Below are 21,479 nucleotides of genomic sequence, written 5' to 3'. Positions count from 1 at the left end.
GAGGAGATGCCCGTGCTAAAGAAAACGCAGGTAGCGCCCCACGCAGCCGAGGCGGTCAATTCCGCCAAGACGCGGCAGCCGCTCTATGCCGCGCGCAAGAAGATCTTCCCGAAACGCGCCTCCGGCAACTTTCGCCGCTTCAAGTGGCTGGTGATGGCGATTACGCTGGGCATCTACTACCTGACACCCTGGCTTCGATGGGACCGCGGGTCATACGCCCCGGATCAGGCCGTGCTGCTCGATCTCGCCCATCGGCGATTCTACTTCTTCTTCGTCGAGATATGGCCGCAGGAATTCTATTATGTCGCCGGCCTTCTGATGATGGCCGGAATCGGTCTCTTCCTGATCACATCGACGGTTGGCCGGGCCTGGTGCGGCTATACCTGCCCGCAGACCGTTTGGGTCGACCTGTTCCTGGTGGTGGAGCGAGCGATCGAAGGCGATCGCAACGCCCGCATGAAGCTCGATGCAGGGCCATGGACAATGCGCAAGCTGGTGTTGCGGGTCTCCAAGCACGCTATCTGGCTGGTCATCGCGGTTGCAACGGGTGGCGCCTGGATTTTCTATTTCGCCGATGCCCCGACGCTGGCTTTGGACGTCGTAGAAGGCACCGCCGCTCCTGTGGCCTATGTGACCATCGCCGTACTAATGGCGACCACCTACACGTTCGGCGGACTGATGCGCGAGCAGGTCTGCACCTATATGTGCCCGTGGCCGCGCATTCAGGCGGCGATGCTGGATGAGAATTCGCTAACCGTCACCTACAATGACTGGCGCGGCGAACCGCGCTCGCGTCATGCCAAGAAGGCTATTGCCGCCGGGCAGCCGGTCGGCGATTGCGTCGACTGCAATGCCTGCGTCGCCGTTTGCCCGATGGGCGTCGACATTCGCGACGGCCAGCAGCTCGAATGCATAACCTGTGCGCTTTGCATCGACGCCTGCGACGGCATCATGGACAAGCTTGGCAGGGAACGCGGGCTGATCTCCTATGCGAGGCTTTCGGACTACAATGCCAACATGGCGCTTGCGACTGCCGGCGGCACCGTCCCGGTGAACCCGGCACTCGTCCGGACTGTCACAGGCGCATTTTCCGACGGCCTGGCACACTTCCAACTTCGCAACATCTTCCGTCTGCGCACCTTCATCTACCTCGGCGCATGGTCGGCGGTCGGACTGGCGCTGCTCATTTCGCTGCTCACACGCGAGAGGCTCGAGTTGAATGTCTTGCATGATCGCAACCCGCAATTCGTCTCGCTCTCCGACGGCTCTATCCGCAACGGCTACACCGTCAAGCTGCTGAACATGATCCCCGAACCGAGGGCGATCGTCGTCACCTTGCAAGGCTTGCCGGGCGCCGAGATGAGCGCGGTCGGCATCGAGCTTCCTCCGGCACGGTCATTCGAGACGCTTGTCGAGCCCGATCGGTTGAAGGTGCTCAAGGTCTTCGTGCGCCAGCCGGCGGGCCAGGTCGAGGGCACCGCGCGGAGCTTCAAATTCCGGATAGAGGACAAGGCAGGCCTCGAGTCCGCCGAATACACCGCCACGTTCAATGCACCGGAGACTGCCAGATGAGTGCCCAATCGCAGAAATCCCGCGAGTTCACCGGCAGGCACATGCTGCTCACCATCCTCGGCTTCTTCGGCGTGGTCATCGGCGTCAACCTCACCATGGCAACGCTCGCCAGCACGAGCTGGACAGGCCTGGTCGTGGAAAACACCTATGTGGCCAGCCAGCAGTTCAACGAGAAGGCCAAGGAAGGGCGCGCGCAAGCGGCGTTGGGCTGGACCGGCAAGCTGACGATCGCATCGGGCAATGTGCGCTACTCGTTGAGCGACGCTGCCGGCAAGTCTGTTCTAATGAATGGCGTCAAGGTTCTGTTTCGCCATCCTGCCTACGAGGCCGAGGACAAGGCCATCACCCTGGCGTCAGGCCGGGACCAGGAATTCAGCACACGACACACGCCAAAGGACGGCGTCTGGATCGTTCAAATCGATGCCGATGCCGGCCTCGCCGAACCCTATCGCGACGTTCGCCGCATTATCATTTCCAAAGGGGCGATTCAATGAACTGCTGCGCACCGGATGCCGAAATGGCATTGGACCTGGACGGTGTGACATCCGTCCTGCCCTCGAGCCAGGAAATAAAATTGGCAAGCCGCTCCCTCGGCGGAGAGCTCCGCCAGATCGACCTGTCGGTGCCAATGGTACATTGCGGCGCCTGCATACAGTCGATCGAGACGGCGATCGGCAAGCTCGACAATGTCGATGCTGCTCGCGTCAACCTGTCGACGAAACGGGTTTCGATCCGCTGGCATGGAGAAGAGGTCCCGCCATTCGTAGCCACCCTTGGCCGGCTTGGCTACCAGGCGCATTTGTTCGATCCAGAGGTCGAAGAGAAGGACAAGACGCTCTCTGAACTGATCCGCGCCGTCGCGGTCGCTGGATTTGCCGCGGGCAACATCATGCTGCTTTCAGTGTCGGTCTGGTCCGGCGCCGAAGGTGCCACGCGCGACCTGTTCCATTGGGTCTCGGCGCTGATTGCCATCCCTGCTTTGGCTTTTGCCGGCGGCATCTACTTCCGCTCGGCCTGGAACGCGCTTCGCCATGGCCGGATGAACATGGACGTGCCGATCGCCGTCGGTGTGTCGCTCGCCTATGCCATGAGCCTCTACGAGACGATCAACCATGGCGACCATGCCTATTTCGACGCTTCTGTCTCACTGCTGTTCTTCCTCCTGATCGGCCGCACCCTGGACCACGTGATGCGCGAGCGGGCCCGGACCGCCGTCAAAGGCCTGTCGCGGCTGGCCGCGCGCGGGGCTATGGTGCTGGGCGACGACGGCACGCGCGACTACCTGCCGGTCGGCGAGATCGAACCCGGCATGAAAATGCTGATCGCGGCCGGCGAAAGGATTCCGGTTGATGGCACCATCATCTACGGGACATCGGATCTCGACTGCTCGCTGGTCTCCGGCGAGAGCACGCCAAACACAGTGGCACCGGGCGGTGTGGTTCAGGCGGGAACCCTTAATCTTACTGGTCCACTTACGATCGAGGCGACCGCTGCTGCGAAGGATTCCTTCCTGGCGGAGATGGTTCGGCTGATGGAAGCCGCCGAGGGTGGCCGCGCACGGTACCGCCGCATCGCCGATCGCGTCTCGGCGCTGTACGCGCCGGTCGTCCATCTGACGGCCCTTGTGACCTTCATCGGCTGGATGCTGGCCACTGGCGACTGGCACCGGGCGATCACGATTGCCATCGCCGTTCTCATCATCACTTGCCCATGCGCTCTCGGGCTCGCAGTGCCGATCGTGGAGGTCGTTGCGGCGCGGCGTCTGTTCGAGAACGGCGTGATGGTCAAGGATGGTTCGGCCATGGAGCGCCTGGCGACGATCGACGCAGCGGTATTCGACAAGACGGGGACACTCACGCTCGGCCAGCCGCGGCTCGTCAATGCATCGTCCATCGATCCAACGATGCTGGCGATCGCAGCCGACATGGCCGCGCATTCCCGCCATCCGTTTTCAAGGGCGATGGCCGGCTTTGCGGGGTTTTCCGGCCAGCCCAAGCTCGAATCCGTCAGCGAATATCCGGGCTTCGGGATCGAAGCCAGCGCCGCCGGAAACACTTGGCGTCTTGGCCGGCGCGGATGGGCTGGATGGAAAGCCCGAACCGGCGGCGAAGGCAAATTAGGCGGGTTCGGTGCGACAGTCCTCTCGAAGAATGGGATCATCACCGCATCCTTTGCTTTCGAGGATGCGCTGCGCCCCGATGCCAGCGCAGCCGTTAAGCAACTGAAAGATACCGGCCTGTCGGTGGAAATGCTGTCGGGCGATACGGCAAGGGCCTGCGGCGAGGTGGCCGAAACATTGGGTGTCGATCGTTTCGTTCCCGCGATGCTTCCCTCCGGCAAGGTCGAACGGATCGAGACGCTGGCGAAAGGCGGACATAAGGTTCTGATGGTCGGCGACGGGCTTAACGATACGCCTGCGCTGGGCGCGGCGCATGTCTCGATTGCTCCGGCGACCGCCGCCGACATTGGCCGCAACGCGGCGGATTTTGTCTTCTTGCGCGATAGCCTTCTGGCAGTACCCCTCGCGCTGGATATTTCCAGGAAGGCAGGTCAGCTGATCCGCCAGAACATCGCCATAGCGATCGTCTACAACACCGTCGCGGTGCCGATCGCCATTCTGGGAAATGTCACGCCGCTGATCGCGGCGGTCGCGATGTCCGCCTCGTCGCTCCTGGTCATCGGAAATGCGTTGCGCTTGCAAGGATTTGCGTCGAACGCTCCGGCCAGAATTGCTCCGCACAACAGACGCTCCCGCATCGGCGAATGGGCACGAATGTCATGACGACGCTCGTCTACCTCATACCCGTGGCTCTGTTCCTCGGAGCGCTTGGGCTCTCTGGCTTTCTTTGGGCTCTGAGGAGTGGCCAATACGAGGATCTTGATGGAGCTGCCGAGCGGATTCTCATCGAACGGGACGACAAGCCGGAACGCTGATTGATGGCAACAGCTATCGGCATCATCGCCCGCTCGGATGTCGTGACGCATCGCGCTTGATCATCTTGGGCCGCCAGTCCAACAGTGAGGCCGCCAGACCAGCCTCTCGCGCGCTCGCCAACACGTCCGCACCCGGCTACTTCAAACCGTGCCGTAGCTTCTGCCGACCAGCGTCGCCGCGGACGCTGCGGGCTTGCCGCCGGACGGTTCGGAACCGTCGCGGGCCACCTTATACCAAGAGTCATGGGGTAGAGGCCCAGGATAAAGCGCCGATTGGGTGAATGGATCGGCCGCGCATTCGACGGGTAGAGTGAGGTAAATCGCTTGATATCTGCAGCGCCGACCTGGACCGGTTCCATCGCCACCATCCACTCGACGTTTTCGGTGCAGGGGGTCGTCGTCAATGATCCCTCATAGGTCCAGTAGCCAAGCGAGGCCGGCAGAAGCCCGTTGGGATCGACCTCGTCGACCGCCATCTCCTCGCCTAGCCGCATGGGAAAAGCTTCGGCAAGGCCGGCAAAGCCGGCATTTGTCGCGCCTCACCATCTTGCCGCCGCCCTTGTGCCAACCAATAGAGATGTGCGGAATATCCGCCTTGACCGCGCTGTTGATATCGATCGGTGATTGCTGCGTGCCCGCCGAGCAGACGAAATTTTTCATATCCAGATCGGCCCAGTACTCGGGTCCGACCGGGCCAGCATATCCCCAATGGGTGCTCGCCGCATCCGCGGCCTGAGCGCAAATCGGGCATGCGCCGAACCCTTTGATCAGACTACGACGGTCCATATGCTTTCGCTCCTTGGTGCGAACTGGTGTTTTTCTAATTGAGGCTGCGAGGTTGCGAGTTTGACACATGCATCAGCGACCCAGAACTGGGCTATCGTGATTGTCGTGAGCGCTGGCGACGATAAGTTTGTCCCGGACCTTTTTACAATGATCCATTAAGGCGTTCACCTCGGCGATCACGCGATCCGGCGTGATATCGAACTTGCAACGGACTTTACGCAGCGGCACACTTTGTCCAGACCACATCCGCGAGATTTCGAGAATCTGCTGTGTGAAAAATGCGCCGCCATGTGATCGGGTGCAGGGCAGGGCGATGCCTGGCGCATGGCTCGGCCTTCCTTTCCATAACGCGCGGCCGCCGTTGTCGGCTGTCTGGGCTTGTGCCGCGCCCCAACCGCCCGTTGGTTCACGAGACCGCAATGAGGATAGTCAATCGACCTTTCTTTCATTTGTGAAAGGAAGCTCAGATGATAGAATTCCATCAGGTCATATATTTTCCCGCAGATAGATGTCGAACGGCAGAAATGTCTGCCCCGGTGTCTCCGCGGTGCCGGTCTCGATGGCCCGGACTACCAATGTCATCAGCTCCTGGCAAAGCCGGCTAAGTGGCGTGGCGACCGCCATCGTGATGATGTTATCTGCGAGCGCCGCCCGTGACTCCGGCGTGATTTCATTCACGATCGCCACGAGATCCTGACCTTGGCCCTCTTCACGAAGCGCGGAGATGGCGCCCTCCATGCCCCCGCCGGCCAGATAGAAGCCGGCGAGTTCAGGTTCCCTCTGCATGAGATCCAGCGTTGCTTCGTAGGTGATCTGCCGTTTCTCGAGGTTCATGAACGTATCGAGCACCTCGAATGTCGGCGCGTTCTCACGGAAATAGGAGCGAAAGCCAACATCGCGGAGCTCGTGCCCCTGGAAACGATGGCTGCCGACAAACACCGCCACCTTACCGGGCCGTTTTGCGACCCGGGAAAACATCCAAGCGGCCGTCCGCCCCACCTTACGGTTGTTGAGGCCGATATAGCCCTGGCGCACGCCGGTGGCGAAATCGGAAAGCAGTGAGAAAACCGGAATGCCTTTTGCCTTGAGCTCCTCGACCGCAGCCGTAATCTTCGGGTGGTCCGGCGCCACCATGGCGATGGCGTGGCAGCGTGCGCCCAAATCCTTGAGGAGCGCGACCAGGTCGCCCGGCACATGTGACGGCGCGAATTCGATGAGCGGAATACCATGGAAGGACTGGGCCGTGCTGACCGAGGCTTCGAGCTCGCGCGCGAGGTCTTGGTAGAATTTCTGGGCGGGTTTTCTCAAGATGAAGCCCAGCCGATAGTGCGGCAAGTCCCGCTGCAGGCGTTGCTTGATGAGACCGGCAGCATGATAGCCGATGGCGCGGGCGGCCTCGTGGACCCGCCGCGCGGTTTCCTCTCGCACGGGATGGCGGGCGTTCAGCACCCGATCGACTGTTGCGACGCTGACCCCGGCTTCGCGGGCAAGATCGGCAATTGTGGGACGCTTGGCCATGTTCCAATTCTGATTTGTTTTATGCCGTTGGCTCTCTATCGACCAGCGCGCCTCGGCCACGATCACGGGCGGCAAAAATGAAGGCGTGCGCATGCTCCGTGATCGACAAACAGGACTGCAAGCGTAGCCGGGCGCCTATCAACATACGATTCGTTTGCTTGTGGCACTCATAATTTTGCGCTCACCGCATTAGCGCTCTGATTCCATGAGCTCGCGAAGCGCCGTTTGGAGCCTGCGGTTCGATGTTTATTTCTTGTGACGAGTGCGACGACCTAACAGGTCGATGGGCGTTTGATCGGTTGGCCGGTTTAATGTCTCGACAATCTGGTGACCGCGGAAGGCGGCTTGCAACTGCACTTGGTCCAATTCGCCTTCCCAGCGGGCCACGACGAGCGATGCCACTGCGTTACCGACGAAATTCGTGAGCGCCCGGCATTCGGACATGAAGCGGTCGACGCCAAGGATCAGAGCCATGCCGGCAACGGGAACACTCGGTACTACGGAGAGCGTAGCGGCTAGCGTGATGAAGCCCGCGCCGGTGACACCTGCAGCACCCTTCGAGGAGAGCATCGCGACGAGCAGCAGGAGGACCTGATCGCCGATCGAGAGATCCGTATTCGTCGCCTGCGCGATGAAAAGGGCCGCAAGCGTCATGTAGATGTTGGTGCCGTCCAGATTGAAGGAATATCCGGCCGGGATGACCAGACCAACCACGGAGCGCTTGGCGCCAGCCTTTTCCATCTTTTCAATGAGCGAGGGCAGCGCGGCCTCCGAGGAGGATGTTCCCAGGACAAGCAGCAGCTCTTCCTTGATGTAGCGGATGAGAGAAAAGATCGAAAAGCCGTTGTAACGGCAGACCGCGCCGAGAACCCCGAACACGAAGAGGAAGGCGGTGAAATAGAACGTCCCGACCAGCATCGCCAGGTTCACGACCGAACCGACGCCATATTTGCCGACCGTGAAGGCCATGGCGCCGAAAGCGCCGATCGGCGCAGCCTTCATCAGAATGCCGACCAGCTTGAAGACGGGCGCGATCAGCGCCTGGAAAAAGCAAGTGACCGGCGTGGCCGTCTCTCCGGCCATCGCCAGAGCAATGCCGAACAGAACCGAGAAGAACAGGACCTGCAGGATGTCGCCGTCCGTGAAGGCACCGACGATCGTTGACGGGATGATATTCATCAGGAAGTCGGTCACGGACTGCTCGTGGGCTTTTGCGGTATAGGTATTCACGGCCTGGACATCGAGCGAGGCCGGATCGATGTTGAGGCCGGCGCCAGGCTGAACGACATTGGCGACGATAAGGCCGACGATCAATGCGAGCGTCGAAAAGGTGAGGAAATAGACCATCGCCTTGCCGACAACGCGGCCGACCTGCTGGAGATCGTTCATGCCGGCGATGCCGGTCGCAATTGTCAGGAAGATGACAGGGGCGATGATCATCTTGACGAGCTTGATGAAGGCATCGCCGAGCGGCTTCAGGCTCTCGCCGAGTTCCGGATAGAAATGGCCAATTGCGACGCCGAGGATGATGGCAGCAAGCACCTGCGCGTAAAGCCTGGCATAGAAGGGTTTGCGGGGCGCGGGACTCGCGCTGGGGACTTGTGGGGCTGACACTGTTTCTCTCCCTGACCGGATTGGGGCGGGCTGTTCATGCCCTTCACAGGCTTCTCCCATCGCGGCGCCGGTCGAACGCTGCTGCCATCTCGCCGCAAGTGCCGTGCCAAATGGAAGACCTGTGTCACAACGTCCTCTCCCGAGCTTTTGTCACGCCGCGCAAGCGGCCTTGTGCGGATAATCGCACTGTCTGCCTTCACCCCTAGCGGAATCTCGCACGAAGATTCGCCAACGGTCGGTCTGAAGAATGCATAAGATTGATAAGGGCGCGCCTTCAAGCAGGTCTTTTTGTTCCCTGGCAGATCGGCCGTCGGTCGACCTCTTGGGCTTGCGGTTTTGCTCGCCCCTCGCTTTTGTCGTCTTTGCGACGAGCCGCATCGTTGGCACCAGCAAAGGGCGTATTCCTTACGCGACCGTGTCCTTGCCGCGCTCGCGCTGCAATCGACACTTTGAAATAGGACGTCGAGAAGCAGAGACCGCTGGTTCCCGACCCGCGATGGTGCGGTTCAAAAGAGGCTTCGCAGTCGTCGCGCTCCCAAGGACGCCGCGCTCGACGACTTCGTGCCGTCGCACGCGAAACCGCCTGCTGTATCTTCTCCGTCATCAATGACGAGGGGAATGGCGGTTGCCGCAAGCAACGCCAGTGAGCCCACCAGTCTCGTCGGCAGCGATAACCTGTTCCGCCATTACTTCAATAGGCGTATGCGCTCGGCCGTCAGCGCGTGCCGGGGACCGCGGAGGCGCTGGGCAGACCTTCCTTCCATGACGCGCGGCCGTCGTTCTTGGCTGTCTGGCTTCTGCCGCCCAACAACCACCCGTTGATTTAGGAGACCGGAATGAGGGAGGAGAGTCAATCGAACTCTCTTTCATTTGTGAAAGGAAACCAGCCGTCTATGATAGCATTCCATCAGAAATTTCCCGGCAGATGGAATTGGAACGGCAATGTCTGCGACGTGATACGTCAGGCCGTTTCTCGCGCTTGACCGTGACCAGGGCCCGATCGGCCGCGACGTACAGTCCATCCGATCGAGGACAGCCCGACCGACCTCACGGCGGTCGGGCCCTGACCAAGGTGTTAAGGCGATGCAAAACTGCAAAGTGTTCTTCCGTCCCTTTTGCAAGTGACGAGACAATTAGAAGCTCTGCCGTCCAACGGACCAGCACCGGATTTAGGTTGCGTCAAACTAAAACACAAATGAGAACCCATTTCCATTGCCGGCACGCATAATGGAAAGTGCGGTTGCAGCCATCGAACGCCAATAACTGTATCCAGAAGACGGCAACATCAGCTTGAGGGAGGCGGCCTCCAATGCCTACGGCGTCTCCAAGGATCAGGTGATCGCAGGTAACGGATCGTCTGAACTCCTCGGGCTCATTTATAGAGCTTTCCTTGCCCCCGGGCGATAGGGTGGCGAGGATGTCGCCAGTTTTTTCGTTCAACTGCAAACTTGACATGATGCAAGGTGCTCAATTTCTCGAAATTGGATCGAGCGAAGCTAAAGCGCCATTTCTTGTTACTCCGAATGGTCGTCATTGGGCGTTCTGAAGCAGATGCGTATTCGCTCGCCGCACCTGCTTACGAATGATGGCTCAGGAGTTTTAGATTCGTTCACGACCTTAATGCCATCGCGACTCCGCCAAACTTGCCGCTGACCTTCGATGCAGCAATCGGGAGTGAATTGTGCGTAGTAGGATCGGCCGTCTATGCGAAAGACTCTGCTTGATCAGTTGGAAGAGGCAGGTTCCAACTAGCTTCTTTGTCAACGGGTATTTGGGAATCTGCCGCTAGATGCTTCCCTATACACCGCAATGACGATTCAATCCGAAATTACGACACGAGTTGGCTGACCATGAATTCGCTGTCCGATTGGTCGCTCCCGGTATTAGCTTCTACCTGGGTTGCGCGAGCTTGCAGGTTGCCGAAACGCCGGTTTCGCGGCGAAAGCGGAACGGATTTGACTTAGCGCAAAGACACAGGAGAGCCGCAGCGGTAAGAATGACAGTTATCGGCATAGGACGGTAAACCGTTGCGGACCTCGATCCTGACAAAATATCACAAGGCCCGCCTGCCTTGGTACACCATCTATCCGACTGTGCCGGAGTTCTCCGAGGCGGTCGGTGCCGAGTCATACAAGGAATGGCTGAGGGACCTGCCGGCCGAGGAATCGGTGTCACTCTATCTCCACATTCCGTTCTGCCGATCGTTGTGCTGGTATTGCGGCTTCCCTACCACCATCACCCGGCAGGATGCCCCGATCATCAAGTATCTCGCGGTGCTGCGTGACGAGATCCGGTTGGTCTTGGAGCAAGTGCCGCAACCGCTGCCCGTGAGCGACGTGCATTTCGGCGGTGGAACGCCGACCCTCATTGGGCCAGCGGAGTTCTTGGCCATGATGGAACTCCTGGGCCGCGGTTTCGCGTTGAGGAAAACGGCTATGGTCGCCGTCGAGATCGACCCACGAACGTTCACGGCCGAGATGGCCGAAGCCTTAGGAGCAGCCGGCGTGAACCGGGCGAGCCTCGGCGTGCAGACCTTCGACCCCATTGTTCAAAAAGAGATCAACCGGGTCCAGAGTGAGGCGCAAACGGCCGCTGCCGTCGAAATGCTGCGTCGACATGGAGTAAGCCGCATCAATTTCGACCTCATCTTGGGCCTCCCGCATCAGACGGTGCGGTCCTGCATCGAAACCGCGACGGCGGCGATCGCCATGCGCCCCAGCCGGCTTGCGGTGTTCGGCTACGCGCACATTCCGTCCCTTATAAAGAATCAGCGCCTGATCGACGAGGCAGCGCTGCCGGACAGCGCTGCTCGCGCCGAACATGCTGCGGCCGTAGCCGAGACGCTGGTTGCCGCAGGCTACCGAGAGATCGGGCTCGATCATTTCGCCTTGCCGGACGACGAACTCGCGCTGGCACAAAAAACCGGTCGCCTGCGGCGTAACTCGCTGGGCTATTCGGCCGACACCTGCAAAACCCTGATCGGGTTCGGCGCGTCGGCTATCGGCCGTGTCGGCGAGGGGTACGTCCAGAACGAGGTTACACGGGATTCCTACACCAGGCACATCGCAGCTGGGCATCTGGCGACGTCAAAGGGCTACCGCCTCACCGACGAAGACCGCGTGCGAGCCGCAATCATCGAGCGGCTGATGAGCGATCTCGAGGCCGATGTGCCGGCAATCTGCGCCGCCCATAGATCTGATCCGAGCCGCTTTCTCGATTCAGCTGAACGCTTGGCGATGCTGGCCGAGGACGGGATAGTGGACATCGAAAAGGGTTTCATCCGCGTGCGGCAGGAGCATCGCTTTGTGATTCGCGCTGTTGCTGCCGCATTCGATGTCTTTCTCGACCGGGTTGCCCCGTAAGCCCAGCCAGGCAGCGTGAGGGAGGCCAAAGGGATGACCGCTCGCCGCTAAACGGCAATGCTCCGGTAAATCACAACAAAGCCTTGGGCAACATGGCGACGCCGGTCCTGGTGGAGTGACCGAATTTGGCGTCAAGATCAGGACGAAAGCCTTGCTTCGCGACAAAACCGTCGCGCTCGGCATCCATCTGGATGCGCGACATCGGGAACGCCCACGCCTTTACCCGTCACATCGATGCCGGCGTCGTCTTGGTCAACTGTTTCGACCGCGCTGACATGGACCTCGAGGTGACTACAAGCAGACTGGGACCGGGCCGACAAATGCCTTGAAGCGCTGACACAATAGAGCGGAGCGCCTCTTCCCGCAAAAGGAATGCTACGTCAACAAGCATGCAATGTGACGCTGGGAGTAAGCGCGCCAGTGGCTGCGAGGAGCCAGTCAGGCGGCACCGAGCTCAAAGAATTTCGCATAAGGACCATGTGCGAAGTGTGCCCGCAACTCATCAAAATTCCATACCGTTTCGTGCAACGGGCGCGTTTCTTGGCGCTCAAGGACGCCGCTACCAGGGAGCTGAAGCGCTGGAACGCCAAGGAAATCCAAGACAGTTGCCACGCAAGCGCCGGGATCGCGAAGAAGCCACTCATACTCGATTCCGAGCATGTTAGTTAACCCGAAGGCGCTCACGACCCGAGCGTGGAAATCATCGGCAGCTTTGAAGTAGGCCTCACAGGCGGCGAGTGACAATGTCACGGGTGACGGTGGAGCGGTATTCTTGTCCGAACTGAACTTAAGCCACTGGCGAGTTTGTCTTGCCTGCACTAGCGATCTCAGCGATTCCAATGTGTTTCTGCGAATTAAAAGGATGACCTTGAGGCCCTCCCAACGGGCCAGTTGTCCAAAAAAGCCCGGACGCTCGTAAAACTGAGGTTCGTTGATCTTGCAGCCAACATGCGTCACCTTCTTGTCGCTTCTCGTCGGGTAGTGCAAGAAGGCCTGCTCCAGGAGTTCGCGATCGCTGCGTAGCAGGCGATCCTTATCGGGCCAATTCGTATCATATGTATTGAGCAACTCACCGTTGCTTAACACATTCGGATGCTCGTTTAGCAATTCTTCCAGGTAGTGCGTGCCACTCCTTGGCATCGCCAGGATTGCAAATGGCTCAGGAGAAGTGCGGAGATGGGTCATTGAGTGCGTTTCCGATTAACATTTGCGAAGGATCCAGCAAAGAATCCTGGCACCGCCGGCTCTTCAAACTGGGGGGTGGCTTTGCTCCGTAGCGCTCAGCACCTGCTCCGATTCCATCCGGACCTTCTATAACAGGTGACATCTTCGCTGGTGGTGTTGTGCGTCAGTTGCGCCGGCGCCTCGGCCTTCGATATCCGCTCGCGCCACTTCTTCCAATCCGAGCACGCTTACCTCCAGGCTGTAGCGATGCTGCACCCGTGTCTCCTTCTTTAAGTCGCAAGCAGTATCAACGCAGCAGACGTCGGCGAAGCAATGCAGACGACAAGAAGAATGCTACTACTGCGTAAATGCAAAGAGCGCCGATATGCACGCCGACATCAACAACCGGGCGACCGAGCATTGCCGGACGAATGAGGTCGATCGAATGTGCCAGCGGCAAGAAGCGTGTTACCTGCTGAAAGGCGCCAGGCAGTTGGTTGATTGGGAAGACAGCGCCGGACAGGAACAGCATGGGCGTGATCACGAGCGTCTGGTAAAACACGAAATAGTCGTAGCTCGGCGCAAGGGCGGTGACGACCATCGCCAAACTCGCAAAGGTTAGGCCAGTGAGGGCGATGACCGGCAGCGTATAGAGCACGGACGGCCAAGCCGCATAGCCCAGCATGGCGGCAATAATTGTAATTGCCGTACCGGCCAGGAAGGCCCTGGTGGCTGCCCACGCCAACTCACCGAGAATGATGTCGCCGAGGGTGAGCTGGGTGTACAAGATCGCTTCCCAAATGCGCCGGTCGCGCATGCGAGCGAAAGCCGCGTAAATTGTTTCGAAGGTCGAAGCGGTCATCGCGCTTGCCGCGATCATCCCGGCTGCCAGGAAAGCACTGTACGAGGTACCTTCAACGCGACCGACCATTATTCCGAGGCCAGAGCCTAGTCCGAAAAAGTAGATCATCGGATCGGCTAGGTTGCCGAGAATTGACGCAAATGCCACCTTCTTCCATGCCAGATAATTGCGGCGCCACACGGCAAGCCAATTCCACGCGTTGGCGGGTAGAGCCGCCGCAAAACCTTCGTCCATCATTCACTTCTCCATCTCGCGCCCGGTCAGCCGCAAGAAAACGTCCTCCAGATTAGGGGGACGCTGCAGAAGCCGCAGACCAGCGCGCTCGCGTAGCTGCACCCGCACCTGTTCCGGATCGGGCGCATAGCAATAGAGTGTTTCGCCGCTCATCTCGATGTGCTGAACGTAAGGCCTGATCAGCGAACTCAACTCCCGCGGATTGCCACCGAAGATCTCGATCACATGGCACCCGATATGCTTATCGATCAGGGCGTGAGGGCTGCCCTCGGCGATATTGCGTCCATGCTCGAGTACGCACAACCGATCGCAAAGCCGCTCAGCCTCCTCCATGAAGTGGGTCGTTAAAATAATCGTCTTGCCGCGCGCCAGCAGGATACGCAGGCGCTCCCAGATCAGGTGGCGCGCGTGCGGGTCCAAGCCGGTGGTCGGCTCATCCAATACGAGCAGCTGCGGGTCGTTGATCAACGCACGTGCCAGCGTTAGGCGCCGCTTCATACCGCCGGATAGCTCGGCCACACGTGCATTCGCCTTGCTCTCAAGGCGGGCAAACTCGAGGAGCGATGGGATCACCGCTTCAAGCTCGCGAGCGCTCTTGCCAAAATAGCGTCCGAAGACCAGCAGGTTCTCGCGCGCTGTAAACTCGAGATCAAGGTTGTCGAATTGAGGGACCACGCCGACGCGCATGCGGGCCCAGCGAGCGCGTGACGGCACAGGTTCACCAAGAACCGTGATCTTGCCCGCGTCTGGCGATATCATGCCGAGGACCATACGCGCGATCGTGCTTTTGCCCGCGCCATTCGGTCCCAGAAGGCCGAAGCACTCTCCCGGTGCAACGGTGAACGACAGCCCGTCGACAACGATTTTGTCGCCGTACGACTTCTTTACCCCGGTGAGTTCCATTGCAAATTTAGACATGCGCTTACGTCAGCCTTCGAAAAGCTATTCGGCCTGTGAGCTCCGCATGCTCGATGAGAAGCTCGGCTCGTCTGGGGTCAGAGCTTCTAGTCTTACTCGTCGCGGCAAATGCCGCCACACGTCGCCAGCCCCGCAGAGCATTGCGAAGGATCTTCCCTGTCAGTTGACCCAGTAATTGCGAGACGTGCTGTAGTCTTTGATACAGCAATCGTGATTTGCACGATGAATTGCCTGTTTCTCCTGTTTTGCACAGTGCCAATTTTGCGTGACAACCAATCACTATTGCTCAACGTACACAGCGCGTAGATTTTCACCGGAATTATCAGAAAGATTTGGATGAATGTGTGAAGAGCAAAGCCGAAAAATCGCAATTCACGTGCACGTAACGCTGCCACGCTGCAGCGAATCAATGTCATCGATGCGATCACCAGGACCGTCCACCACGGCATTTGGCCCGTGAGTGAGAGCTGCGCGATCCCTGTTAGTACTGAAACGGCGAGCAATAGCGGACCTAGATTCTGTCCGACCACGTCTAACGTGAGGTAGCCATTGAGGCTGGGCAGGAGGGGCAGCCCTAGCAGCGTGTCTCGAAAAGTGCTCCGCGCCCAGCGGAGTTGTTGGCGCAAATACGGCACCAGCCTGTCCGGAACGACTGTTGCGGCGATGGCGTCCGAAACGTATTCGGTTTGAAAGCCTGCTTTCAACATGAGGATCGTTAGATGACGATCCTCACCGAAGTCGCTCGGCTTCCCTCGAAACAGTTGCGTCTCGTACTGATCCAACAGGGAAACGAGCGCGGAGCGGCGGTACATAGCACATGGGCCGCAGCAACACATAACCGCACCGAAGCGAGCCTGTGCGGCGCGTTCCGTGTTGCAAGCCAGCCAATACTCCATATCGATCAATCGGGTCAACCAAGTGTCCATCCGGTTGCTGGCCGTCAACTGCCCCATGGCCGCCCCGATCACTGGATTTCGCATCTTTCGTGCAAGCTTGGTGATGACGTCGGATGCGATTGTCGTGTCCGAGTCGATGTTGAGCACCAAGTCTCCTGATGAGCGGCGTATCGCCGCAATCTGGGCCTTGCGCTTTCCGACATTTTTGGGAAGAAGAATGAAGTTGAATCTCGGGTCGCGCGCATAGGTATCGTGTACAGGTACGACGGCGTCGCAATTTGTAGAACCATCATCAACCACATAAACTTGCAGTTTTCCGGCGTATTGTTGGCTTGCGATGGAAGCTAGGCATGCCGAGAGCGTGCGCGGGTCCTCGTTGTAGCAGGGTACGATGACATCTACGCTCGGCCAAGGGTCGGGGCCGACCAGTTCGTCCGATGCTGACGAACCGTTTGTCCGCAGGGCATAAACCGCCTGCAAGCCTTCATATGCGGCCGAGAACAGCGCATAAAAAGACACGACGAAGGTACTGACTGGAGCTAGCAGGTCCATAGGATCTCATTGATCAGTGATGTTGTGGAAGGGAGCGAATTTCATATCCGCGGTCGTGTAACGCCGGAATCAAACGGGACAGCGCCGTTGTGGTCTGGTCACGCAGATAGGCGTAAGCGCCAAGAGTCAGCTCGTCGGGAGGGCACCCGTCGTGCAAGAGCACTATTGCGCCAGGACGGACTGAGGTGAGCACTGCATCGACGATTGCATCGACGCCGGGGCGAGACCAGTCTCGTGGGTCAACCGACCAATGAAGGGGGGTCAGCCCAGCGATCTCCGAGGCAGTGATCACCTCTTGGCTCCAGGCCCCGTATGGCGCGCGAAAGTAGCGCACCGAGGCCTGCGGGCACGCCATCATGATGGCCAGGTTCGCGTCAAATATCTCACGTTGTACTTCCTCGAATCCGCATCGGGACAGATCCGTATGGGTCATCGTGTGATTGCCTACCTCATGCCCCTCTGCGATCATTCGTTGGATCAGTTCCGGCTGCTCTGCGGCGTAGGCACCGATGACGAAGAAAGTCGCCGGCACCCGATGTTGCGCCAGCACGTCGAGGATCTGCGGTGTGAAAAGTAGGTTAGCACCGTCATCAAACGTCAAATAAACGCTGCGATCGCTAACGCGGTCGGCGAACTCAAACGGCACTTCGGACAGATAGTTGGGGTTCATAGCTCTGGCCCGTTCCTGTCAATTATTGCACCCGTCGGCCAATCGCTCATCGGCCGCGTAACCGGTAAGACCACAACGAGCACGTCCTCAAGGCGCGTCGGCGGGAGGTCGGGATATACCTCTGCTTGGGTCGACCGTACGCGAACGCCCGACACAATGGTCGCCAAGTCGTCTCTGAAGAATCTTACAATATGGTTTCGCAGCGCGTGCCGAACCGTGCCGAAAGCGAATGGAACGCCAAGCTCCTGCAGCACTGGATAGACGACTCGGAACGAAAGGCTGATTCCGAGTCCTTCAAGATCCGGACGCACCCCGTACAATCCGAGTTCGCCCACCAGTTGATCGACTTCGCCAACCTTAATGAAGCGGCGTAGTAAGCCCATATGAGCCGCTACACCGCCCGAGTCATAGCCGATTGCACGCAACTCGGGTCTTGCTCCGGCCCAACTCCGATTGCCTGCAAATGGCTTCGCATTGAAGGCCCCAGTCGGTCCATAAGTCTTTCGGAAGAAGTCGGCGAGTTCGATGTGGTCGGCCAGTTGCAACTCATTTTCCCAGCACAACCTCCATCGTAGCTGTGAGCGCATGGAAGCCTCATCTTGGTTACGGTTTCTCGAGCTAAGCGCCCACGCAATTAGCTTGTCGCGCCGAGCCGCCGCGACGTAGCTTGCGCAGATCACCGACAAATCTGGTCGCAATGGACATGCGACGCGCTTGATGTTCCGCCCACATCAGAAGGTTTAGGGCTTCCATCCTTGGATACCCTATGCAAGGTTCTGCAAAATCGGTACAATCGTTTGTTTAGATGAAGCGCATACACGCTTTGGATGGCTTAAGACATGCGTTTCAAGGGTCTTGATCTGAATCTGCTCGTGGTGCTTGACGCGCTGCTGACCGAACGCAAGCTCACGGAGGCGGCACGCCGCATCAACCTAAGTCAGCCGGCGATGAGTGCGGCCGTCGCCCGGCTGCGCGATTATTTCCATGATGACCTATTTATCCTGAGCGGCCGCGTACGTATTTTGACACCGCGTGCGCAAGCGCTCGCCCCCGCAGTCCGTGACGCACTCCTGCAAATCCAGCGCTCGATTATTTCCCAGGACCCGTTTATCCCAGCTCAATCCGATCGGCGCTTCAGGATCATTCTTTCCGATTTCATCACACTAGTATTTTTTGGGAAGGTCGTGGAGCGTGTTGCCCGGGAAGCACCCTCCGTCAGCTTCGAATTGCTGCATGTCGACGACGAGCCGGATGAGCTTCTCCGGCGCAGTGACATCGATTTTGTAATTCTTCCGGATTTGTACACGTCGAGCGCGCATTCAAGAGTGGCGTTGTTCGACGAGAGGCTCGTGTGCGTGGGCTGCCCTACGAACAAACAGCTACCACGGCAGGTTACACTCGAGAGATATTTGTCGATGAGGCACGTTGCGGTCAGGTTCGGGCGCGCGCTGAGGCCCTCTATCGACGAATGGTTTTTCCTTGAGCATGGTCTTAAGAGACGTGTCGAGGTCGCCGTGCAGGGCTTCAGCATGATTCCGCCCATGGTGTCAGGCACAGATCGTGTAGCGACCATGCCGTTACGGCTGGTTAAGCATTTCGAAAAAACGTTCCCCCTGAAGATCATTGAACTCCCGCTGCCGCTTCCCACATTCACCGAGACCGTCCAATGGCCCGCCTTTCACAACAGTGATCCGGCAAGCATCTGGATGCGGGAGATGATGGTGCAGCAGGCGTCCCGGATGGCTACTCCAACGTGAGATCACGGGAGGTCGCAGAGTTCCTGGGTCTACTGAGCGTCTCCCACCGACTCCCGGGTCATAGCCCATGTCGGATGAAACCGATGCTAGCGGCAAGTGCGCCCGCGAGGTCGTCTAGCGCCGAGTTTCCTCAGGAAGCCAATCATCTCCACCACGGTCGTCTCTGCCGTGGCCTGTCAGGCGCCAGGCCAAGGCCTTCCTTTAACCAGAGCCACTCCAGCGAGACCCGGGCCTTCGTTCCGAGTGCGTACGCCCCTTTTTCGAGTCCTGGAGCGGATGCCGTTATGGCGCAAAATGGGCAACTGCCAAGAATATCGTATTTTATCTGGGGAGAGACTCCTCAGCGTTGCGCCGGCGGCTTGACGTGCCGGAACTGCATAAGCAGCAAGATTTTGAGACCGACAAGAGAAATGTATTGACCTGATAGAATTCTATCAGAGCGCCGAGTATCCTTTCACAAATGAAAGGATAGCTCGATTGACTATCCTCCCTCGATCCGGTCACTTCGTCAACGTGCGGTTGCGCCTGACAGAAGCCGAGATGGCGGCCCCGCCTTAAGAGGAAAACCAAGACATGCGTCAGGCAATGCCCCGCTTGGCGGGCAATCGGATGGTGGCGCCCCAACTTCATGTCAGGGCCATTTTCGCGCTTGTCCGAAACGTCGCAGCTGCACCCTGCAACGGGCATTGTTTTCAAAGCGCGAGATCGAGGACGACATGCATCACAACATCGGCAAACCCGAACAAAGGGCCAGGAAGACGCCGTCGTGCGACAAGGACGCGCAAGGGGCTAACGCAAAGCCCGAGAAGAACGACGTGATCCCTGGTGTGCAGCCGTACGAAAGCGCGTTTACCGGGATCTCCGAAATATCGAAAGTACTCGCCGCTCCCTCCCGACTCGAAGTGGCTTTGGCCAAAACTCTCAAGCTGCTGCGCTCGTTTGTGCGGATGCAACACGGCATCATCTCTTCGTTCAACGGTGACGGCGTACTGGACATTGCCGTAAGCACCGAGTGGGACGAGAGCAGCGATGAGCGCTACCGCAGGCGCCTGCCGCGCAAGGCAATCGATCAGATTATGACGACCGATACGCCGCTCGTCGCCGAGAACATAGCGCTGCATTTGGCCTTCAGTGCCGCCGATATTGAAATGCTCGGGGCCTCAGACACCGTAGCAGTGTCGTTCATCGGCGTTCCCATTCGCGTGGATGCGAACGTAGTGGGCACCCTGACCATCGACCGCGCCCTGGACAATGGGCCAAGGTATCCGCCCGATTGTGATGTCCAGCTGCTCACCGTTGTCGCCACCCTGGTGGGACAGACCATTAAGTTGCATCGTTTGTCCCCCGGCGACCGCGCGCGACCGATGGCGGAGGGGGAACGGTTGCAAAAGCAGCCTGCGCGGGAGCGTAAGAAGGTTTACGTCAAGGGGATGATTGGCGACAGTCCAGCGCTAAACGCGCTGCTTGAGAAGATAGCGGTGGTTGCCAAGGCAAAGAGCACGGTTCTGATACGAGGCGAATCCGGTACCGGGAAGGAATTGGTTGCCAGGGCCCTTCACGAGTTGTCGCCGCGCGCCAAGCGACCCTTCGTCAAACTTAATTGCGCGGCATTGCCTGAAACAGTCCTGGAATCCGAATTGTTCGGCCATGAAAAGGGTGCCTTCACCAGCGCGTTCAATTCGCGCAAGGGACGGTTTGAGCTCGCTGACAAGGGAACGTTGTTCCTCGACGAAATCGGCGAGATCTCGGGGTCGTTTCAGGCAAAGCTCCTGCGCGTTCTCCAGGAGGAGGAGTTTGAGCGCGTCGGCAGCAACCAGACCGTTAAGGTCGATGTTCGCGTGATTGCCGCCACGAACAAGAACCTGGAAGAGGCGGTTGCAAGGAACGAGTTCCGCCGCGACCTCTACTATCGCATCAACGTGGTTCACCTGCAGGTGCCGGCGTTACGGGAAAGGCGCAGTGATATTCCGCTCCTCGCGGCTGAGTTTCTCAAGAATTTTAGTGATGAGAACGGCCGTACGCTGACCTTCGATCCGAGTGCGATTGAGGTACTGAAGAACTGTGAATTTCCCGGCAACATCCGTGAGCTCCAAAATTGCGTGCACCGGGCAGCGGTCTTGGCGGCGGGCCCATCTATCTTCAGAAAGGACCTTGCCTGCTGCGACGGTCAGTGCTTTGCCGCGGCGCTGTGGAAGGCCTCGCTGCAAGCTGGGCCGATCGTCCCGGTGCCAGTGAAGTCGAGCACGCCGCCGGCCGACGCCACCGGTTCGGCCGCCCTTGGGGTCCCGCCTCCCATAGGCGAGCTTGCGCCGTTAGCGCCTGCCGGCCCAGCCTACTTAAATGGCGCGAGGGTGACTGATGCCGATCGTGTCATTGCGGCTATGGAAAAATGTGGCTGGGTCCAGGCAAAGGCGGCGCGCCTGCTCGGGCTGACGCCGCGCCAGATTGGGTACGTGCTGAGGAAATATGGCATCGAGATCAAGCGTCTGTGAAAGGACTTTTAAGCGAAATCGACAAATCAAGCGTTGGTGGTTTGGGGAAGCCCGAGCCGCTCCATCGCGTGCATTTGAAAAGGTCTGCATGCTGAACCAATTGAGGGGTGCGCGTCATGATCGAGGGCGCCGCCACGGCACACCCGCA

16 protein-coding genes and 3 pseudogenes are annotated in these 21,479 nt (G+C 59.0%); 9 read left to right on the top strand and 10 right to left on the bottom strand.

Annotated features, from left to right (window positions below; genetic code table 11):
- Positions 1-6: 6 nt before the first annotated feature.
- The 4 genes from ccoG to ccoS are packed head-to-tail and all read left to right on the top strand — an operon-like array spanning position 7 to position 4,506.
- Complete coding sequence (gene ccoG, locus CGZ66_RS04850; protein WP_095082112.1) at positions 7-1,572, top strand: cytochrome c oxidase accessory protein CcoG; 1,566 nt, start codon at positions 7-9, stop codon at positions 1,570-1,572.
- Positions 1,569-2,066 (top strand): FixH family protein, encoded by a 498-nt coding sequence (locus tag CGZ66_RS04845; RefSeq protein ID WP_095082110.1) that lies wholly within the window; start codon positions 1,569-1,571, stop codon positions 2,064-2,066. The genes ccoG and CGZ66_RS04845 overlap by 4 nt, the downstream gene beginning before the upstream one ends.
- Entirely contained in the window at positions 2,063-4,354 is a 2,292-nt protein-coding gene (locus tag CGZ66_RS04840; protein ID WP_095082108.1) for a cation-translocating P-type ATPase, read from the top strand. The genes CGZ66_RS04845 and CGZ66_RS04840 overlap by 4 nt, the downstream gene beginning before the upstream one ends.
- The gene (gene ccoS / locus CGZ66_RS04835) at positions 4,351-4,506 is read left to right on the top strand and encodes a cbb3-type cytochrome oxidase assembly protein CcoS (protein ID WP_095082106.1); all 156 of its coding nucleotides are present in this window, start codon (positions 4,351-4,353) and stop codon (positions 4,504-4,506) included. The genes CGZ66_RS04840 and ccoS overlap by 4 nt, the downstream gene beginning before the upstream one ends.
- Positions 4,507-4,757: 251 nt before the next feature.
- Here the strand turns inward: ccoS and CGZ66_RS04830 are convergent.
- The 3 genes and pseudogenes from CGZ66_RS04830 to CGZ66_RS04820 form a co-directional block, all read right to left on the bottom strand.
- A pseudogene (locus CGZ66_RS04830) lies at positions 4,758-5,292 on the bottom strand (carbonic anhydrase family protein); the annotation flags it as partial.
- A gap of 486 nt (positions 5,293-5,778) precedes the next feature.
- Positions 5,779-6,810: a LacI family DNA-binding transcriptional regulator gene (locus tag CGZ66_RS04825; RefSeq protein WP_095084249.1), complete on the bottom strand. Its 1,032-nt coding sequence runs from the start codon at positions 6,808-6,810 to the stop codon at positions 5,779-5,781.
- 246 nt (positions 6,811-7,056) lie between these two features.
- Positions 7,057-8,424: a dicarboxylate/amino acid:cation symporter gene (locus CGZ66_RS04820; RefSeq protein WP_245331020.1), complete on the bottom strand. Its 1,368-nt coding sequence runs from the start codon at positions 8,422-8,424 to the stop codon at positions 7,057-7,059.
- Positions 8,425-9,515: 1,091 nt separating this feature from the next.
- Between CGZ66_RS04820 and CGZ66_RS40660 the strand changes: the two are divergent.
- The 3 genes and pseudogenes from CGZ66_RS40660 to hemN form a co-directional block, all read left to right on the top strand.
- A pseudogene (locus tag CGZ66_RS40660) lies at positions 9,516-9,922 on the top strand (histidinol-phosphate aminotransferase); the annotation flags it as partial.
- Between the two features lie 16 nt (positions 9,923-9,938).
- Positions 9,939-10,272: pseudogene (locus tag CGZ66_RS40655) on the top strand (LLM class flavin-dependent oxidoreductase); the annotation flags it as partial.
- A 179-nt stretch (positions 10,273-10,451) separates the two neighbouring features.
- Positions 10,452-11,786 (top strand): oxygen-independent coproporphyrinogen III oxidase, encoded by a 1,335-nt coding sequence (gene hemN, locus CGZ66_RS04805; protein ID WP_095082102.1) that lies wholly within the window; start codon positions 10,452-10,454, stop codon positions 11,784-11,786.
- A gap of 70 nt (positions 11,787-11,856) precedes the next feature.
- Here hemN and CGZ66_RS41310 read toward each other — a convergent pair whose 3' ends face one another.
- The 7 genes from CGZ66_RS41310 to CGZ66_RS04775 all read right to left on the bottom strand — a co-directional run bounded on the left by CGZ66_RS41310 (position 11,857) and on the right by CGZ66_RS04775 (position 17,669).
- Positions 11,857-11,988 carry a hypothetical protein gene (locus CGZ66_RS41310; protein WP_280952788.1) on the bottom strand — a complete coding sequence of 44 codons (132 nt, stop codon included), beginning with the start codon at positions 11,986-11,988 and terminating at the stop codon, positions 11,857-11,859.
- 236 nt (positions 11,989-12,224) lie between these two features.
- Positions 12,225-12,971, bottom strand: a complete 747-nt coding sequence (locus CGZ66_RS04800) for a sulfotransferase domain-containing protein (RefSeq protein ID WP_095082100.1) — start codon at positions 12,969-12,971, stop codon at positions 12,225-12,227.
- Positions 12,972-13,257: 286 nt separating this feature from the next.
- Complete coding sequence (locus CGZ66_RS04795; RefSeq protein WP_095084248.1) at positions 13,258-14,046, bottom strand: ABC transporter permease; 789 nt, start codon at positions 14,044-14,046, stop codon at positions 13,258-13,260.
- Between the two features lie 3 nt (positions 14,047-14,049).
- Entirely contained in the window at positions 14,050-14,964 is a 915-nt protein-coding gene (gene nodI / locus CGZ66_RS04790; RefSeq protein ID WP_095082098.1) for a nodulation factor ABC transporter ATP-binding protein NodI, read from the bottom strand.
- 92 nt (positions 14,965-15,056) lie between these two features.
- On the bottom strand, positions 15,057-16,412 hold the full coding sequence (gene nodC, locus CGZ66_RS04785) for a chitooligosaccharide synthase NodC (protein WP_095082096.1): 1,356 nt from the start codon (positions 16,410-16,412) through the stop codon (positions 15,057-15,059).
- 13 nt (positions 16,413-16,425) lie between these two features.
- Positions 16,426-17,082: a chitooligosaccharide deacetylase NodB gene (nodB, locus tag CGZ66_RS04780; protein ID WP_095082094.1), complete on the bottom strand. Its 657-nt coding sequence runs from the start codon at positions 17,080-17,082 to the stop codon at positions 16,426-16,428.
- Positions 17,079-17,669, bottom strand: a complete 591-nt coding sequence (locus CGZ66_RS04775; protein WP_095084247.1) for a NodA family N-acyltransferase — start codon at positions 17,667-17,669, stop codon at positions 17,079-17,081. Before CGZ66_RS04775 ends, nodB begins: the two co-directional genes overlap by 4 nt.
- Before the next feature lie 252 nt (positions 17,670-17,921).
- Between CGZ66_RS04775 and CGZ66_RS04770 the strand changes: the two genes are divergently transcribed.
- Together CGZ66_RS04770 and nifA are read left to right on the top strand one after the other, a co-directional pair.
- The gene (locus tag CGZ66_RS04770; protein ID WP_095082092.1) at positions 17,922-18,839 is read left to right on the top strand and encodes a LysR family transcriptional regulator; all 918 of its coding nucleotides are present in this window, start codon (positions 17,922-17,924) and stop codon (positions 18,837-18,839) included.
- Positions 18,840-19,555: 716 nt separating this feature from the next.
- Positions 19,556-21,331, top strand: a complete 1,776-nt coding sequence (gene nifA, locus CGZ66_RS04765) for a nif-specific transcriptional activator NifA (protein ID WP_095084246.1) — start codon at positions 19,556-19,558, stop codon at positions 21,329-21,331.
- Positions 21,332-21,479: the final 148 nt, after the last annotated feature.

Source organism: Mesorhizobium sophorae (assembly GCF_002270415.1).
In the GTDB taxonomy this organism is placed as follows: Bacteria; Pseudomonadota; Alphaproteobacteria; order Rhizobiales; family Rhizobiaceae; genus Mesorhizobium; species Mesorhizobium sophorae.
Note: the sequence above shows the minus strand (reverse complement) of the source record. Positions and strands in the feature narration are given on the sequence as shown.

Coding starts and splice junctions, on each gene's coding strand:
- CGZ66_RS04795 (WP_095084248.1), bottom strand. CDS start 14,046: ATGGACGAAGGTTTTGCGGCGGCTCTACCCGCCAACGCGTGGAATTGG.
- ccoG (WP_095082112.1), top strand. CDS start 7: ATGCCCGTGCTAAAGAAAACGCAGGTAGCGCCCCACGCAGCCGAGGCG.
- CGZ66_RS04825 (WP_095084249.1), bottom strand. CDS start 6,810: ATGGCCAAGCGTCCCACAATTGCCGATCTTGCCCGCGAAGCCGGGGTC.
- nodC (WP_095082096.1), bottom strand. CDS start 16,412: ATGGACCTGCTAGCTCCAGTCAGTACCTTCGTCGTGTCTTTTTATGCG.
- CGZ66_RS04800 (WP_095082100.1), bottom strand. CDS start 12,971: ATGACCCATCTCCGCACTTCTCCTGAGCCATTTGCAATCCTGGCGATG.
- CGZ66_RS41310 (WP_280952788.1), bottom strand. CDS start 11,988: ATGTCGCGCATCCAGATGGATGCCGAGCGCGACGGTTTTGTCGCGAAG.
- nodI (WP_095082098.1), bottom strand. CDS start 14,964: ATGTCTAAATTTGCAATGGAACTCACCGGGGTAAAGAAGTCGTACGGC.
- CGZ66_RS04840 (WP_095082108.1), top strand. CDS start 2,063: ATGAACTGCTGCGCACCGGATGCCGAAATGGCATTGGACCTGGACGGT.
- CGZ66_RS04775 (WP_095084247.1), bottom strand. CDS start 17,669: ATGCGCTCACAGCTACGATGGAGGTTGTGCTGGGAAAATGAGTTGCAA.
- CGZ66_RS04770 (WP_095082092.1), top strand. CDS start 17,922: ATGCGTTTCAAGGGTCTTGATCTGAATCTGCTCGTGGTGCTTGACGCG.
- ccoS (WP_095082106.1), top strand. CDS start 4,351: ATGACGACGCTCGTCTACCTCATACCCGTGGCTCTGTTCCTCGGAGCG.
- CGZ66_RS04845 (WP_095082110.1), top strand. CDS start 1,569: ATGAGTGCCCAATCGCAGAAATCCCGCGAGTTCACCGGCAGGCACATG.
- nifA (WP_095084246.1), top strand. CDS start 19,556: ATGCATCACAACATCGGCAAACCCGAACAAAGGGCCAGGAAGACGCCG.
- nodB (WP_095082094.1), bottom strand. CDS start 17,082: ATGAACCCCAACTATCTGTCCGAAGTGCCGTTTGAGTTCGCCGACCGC.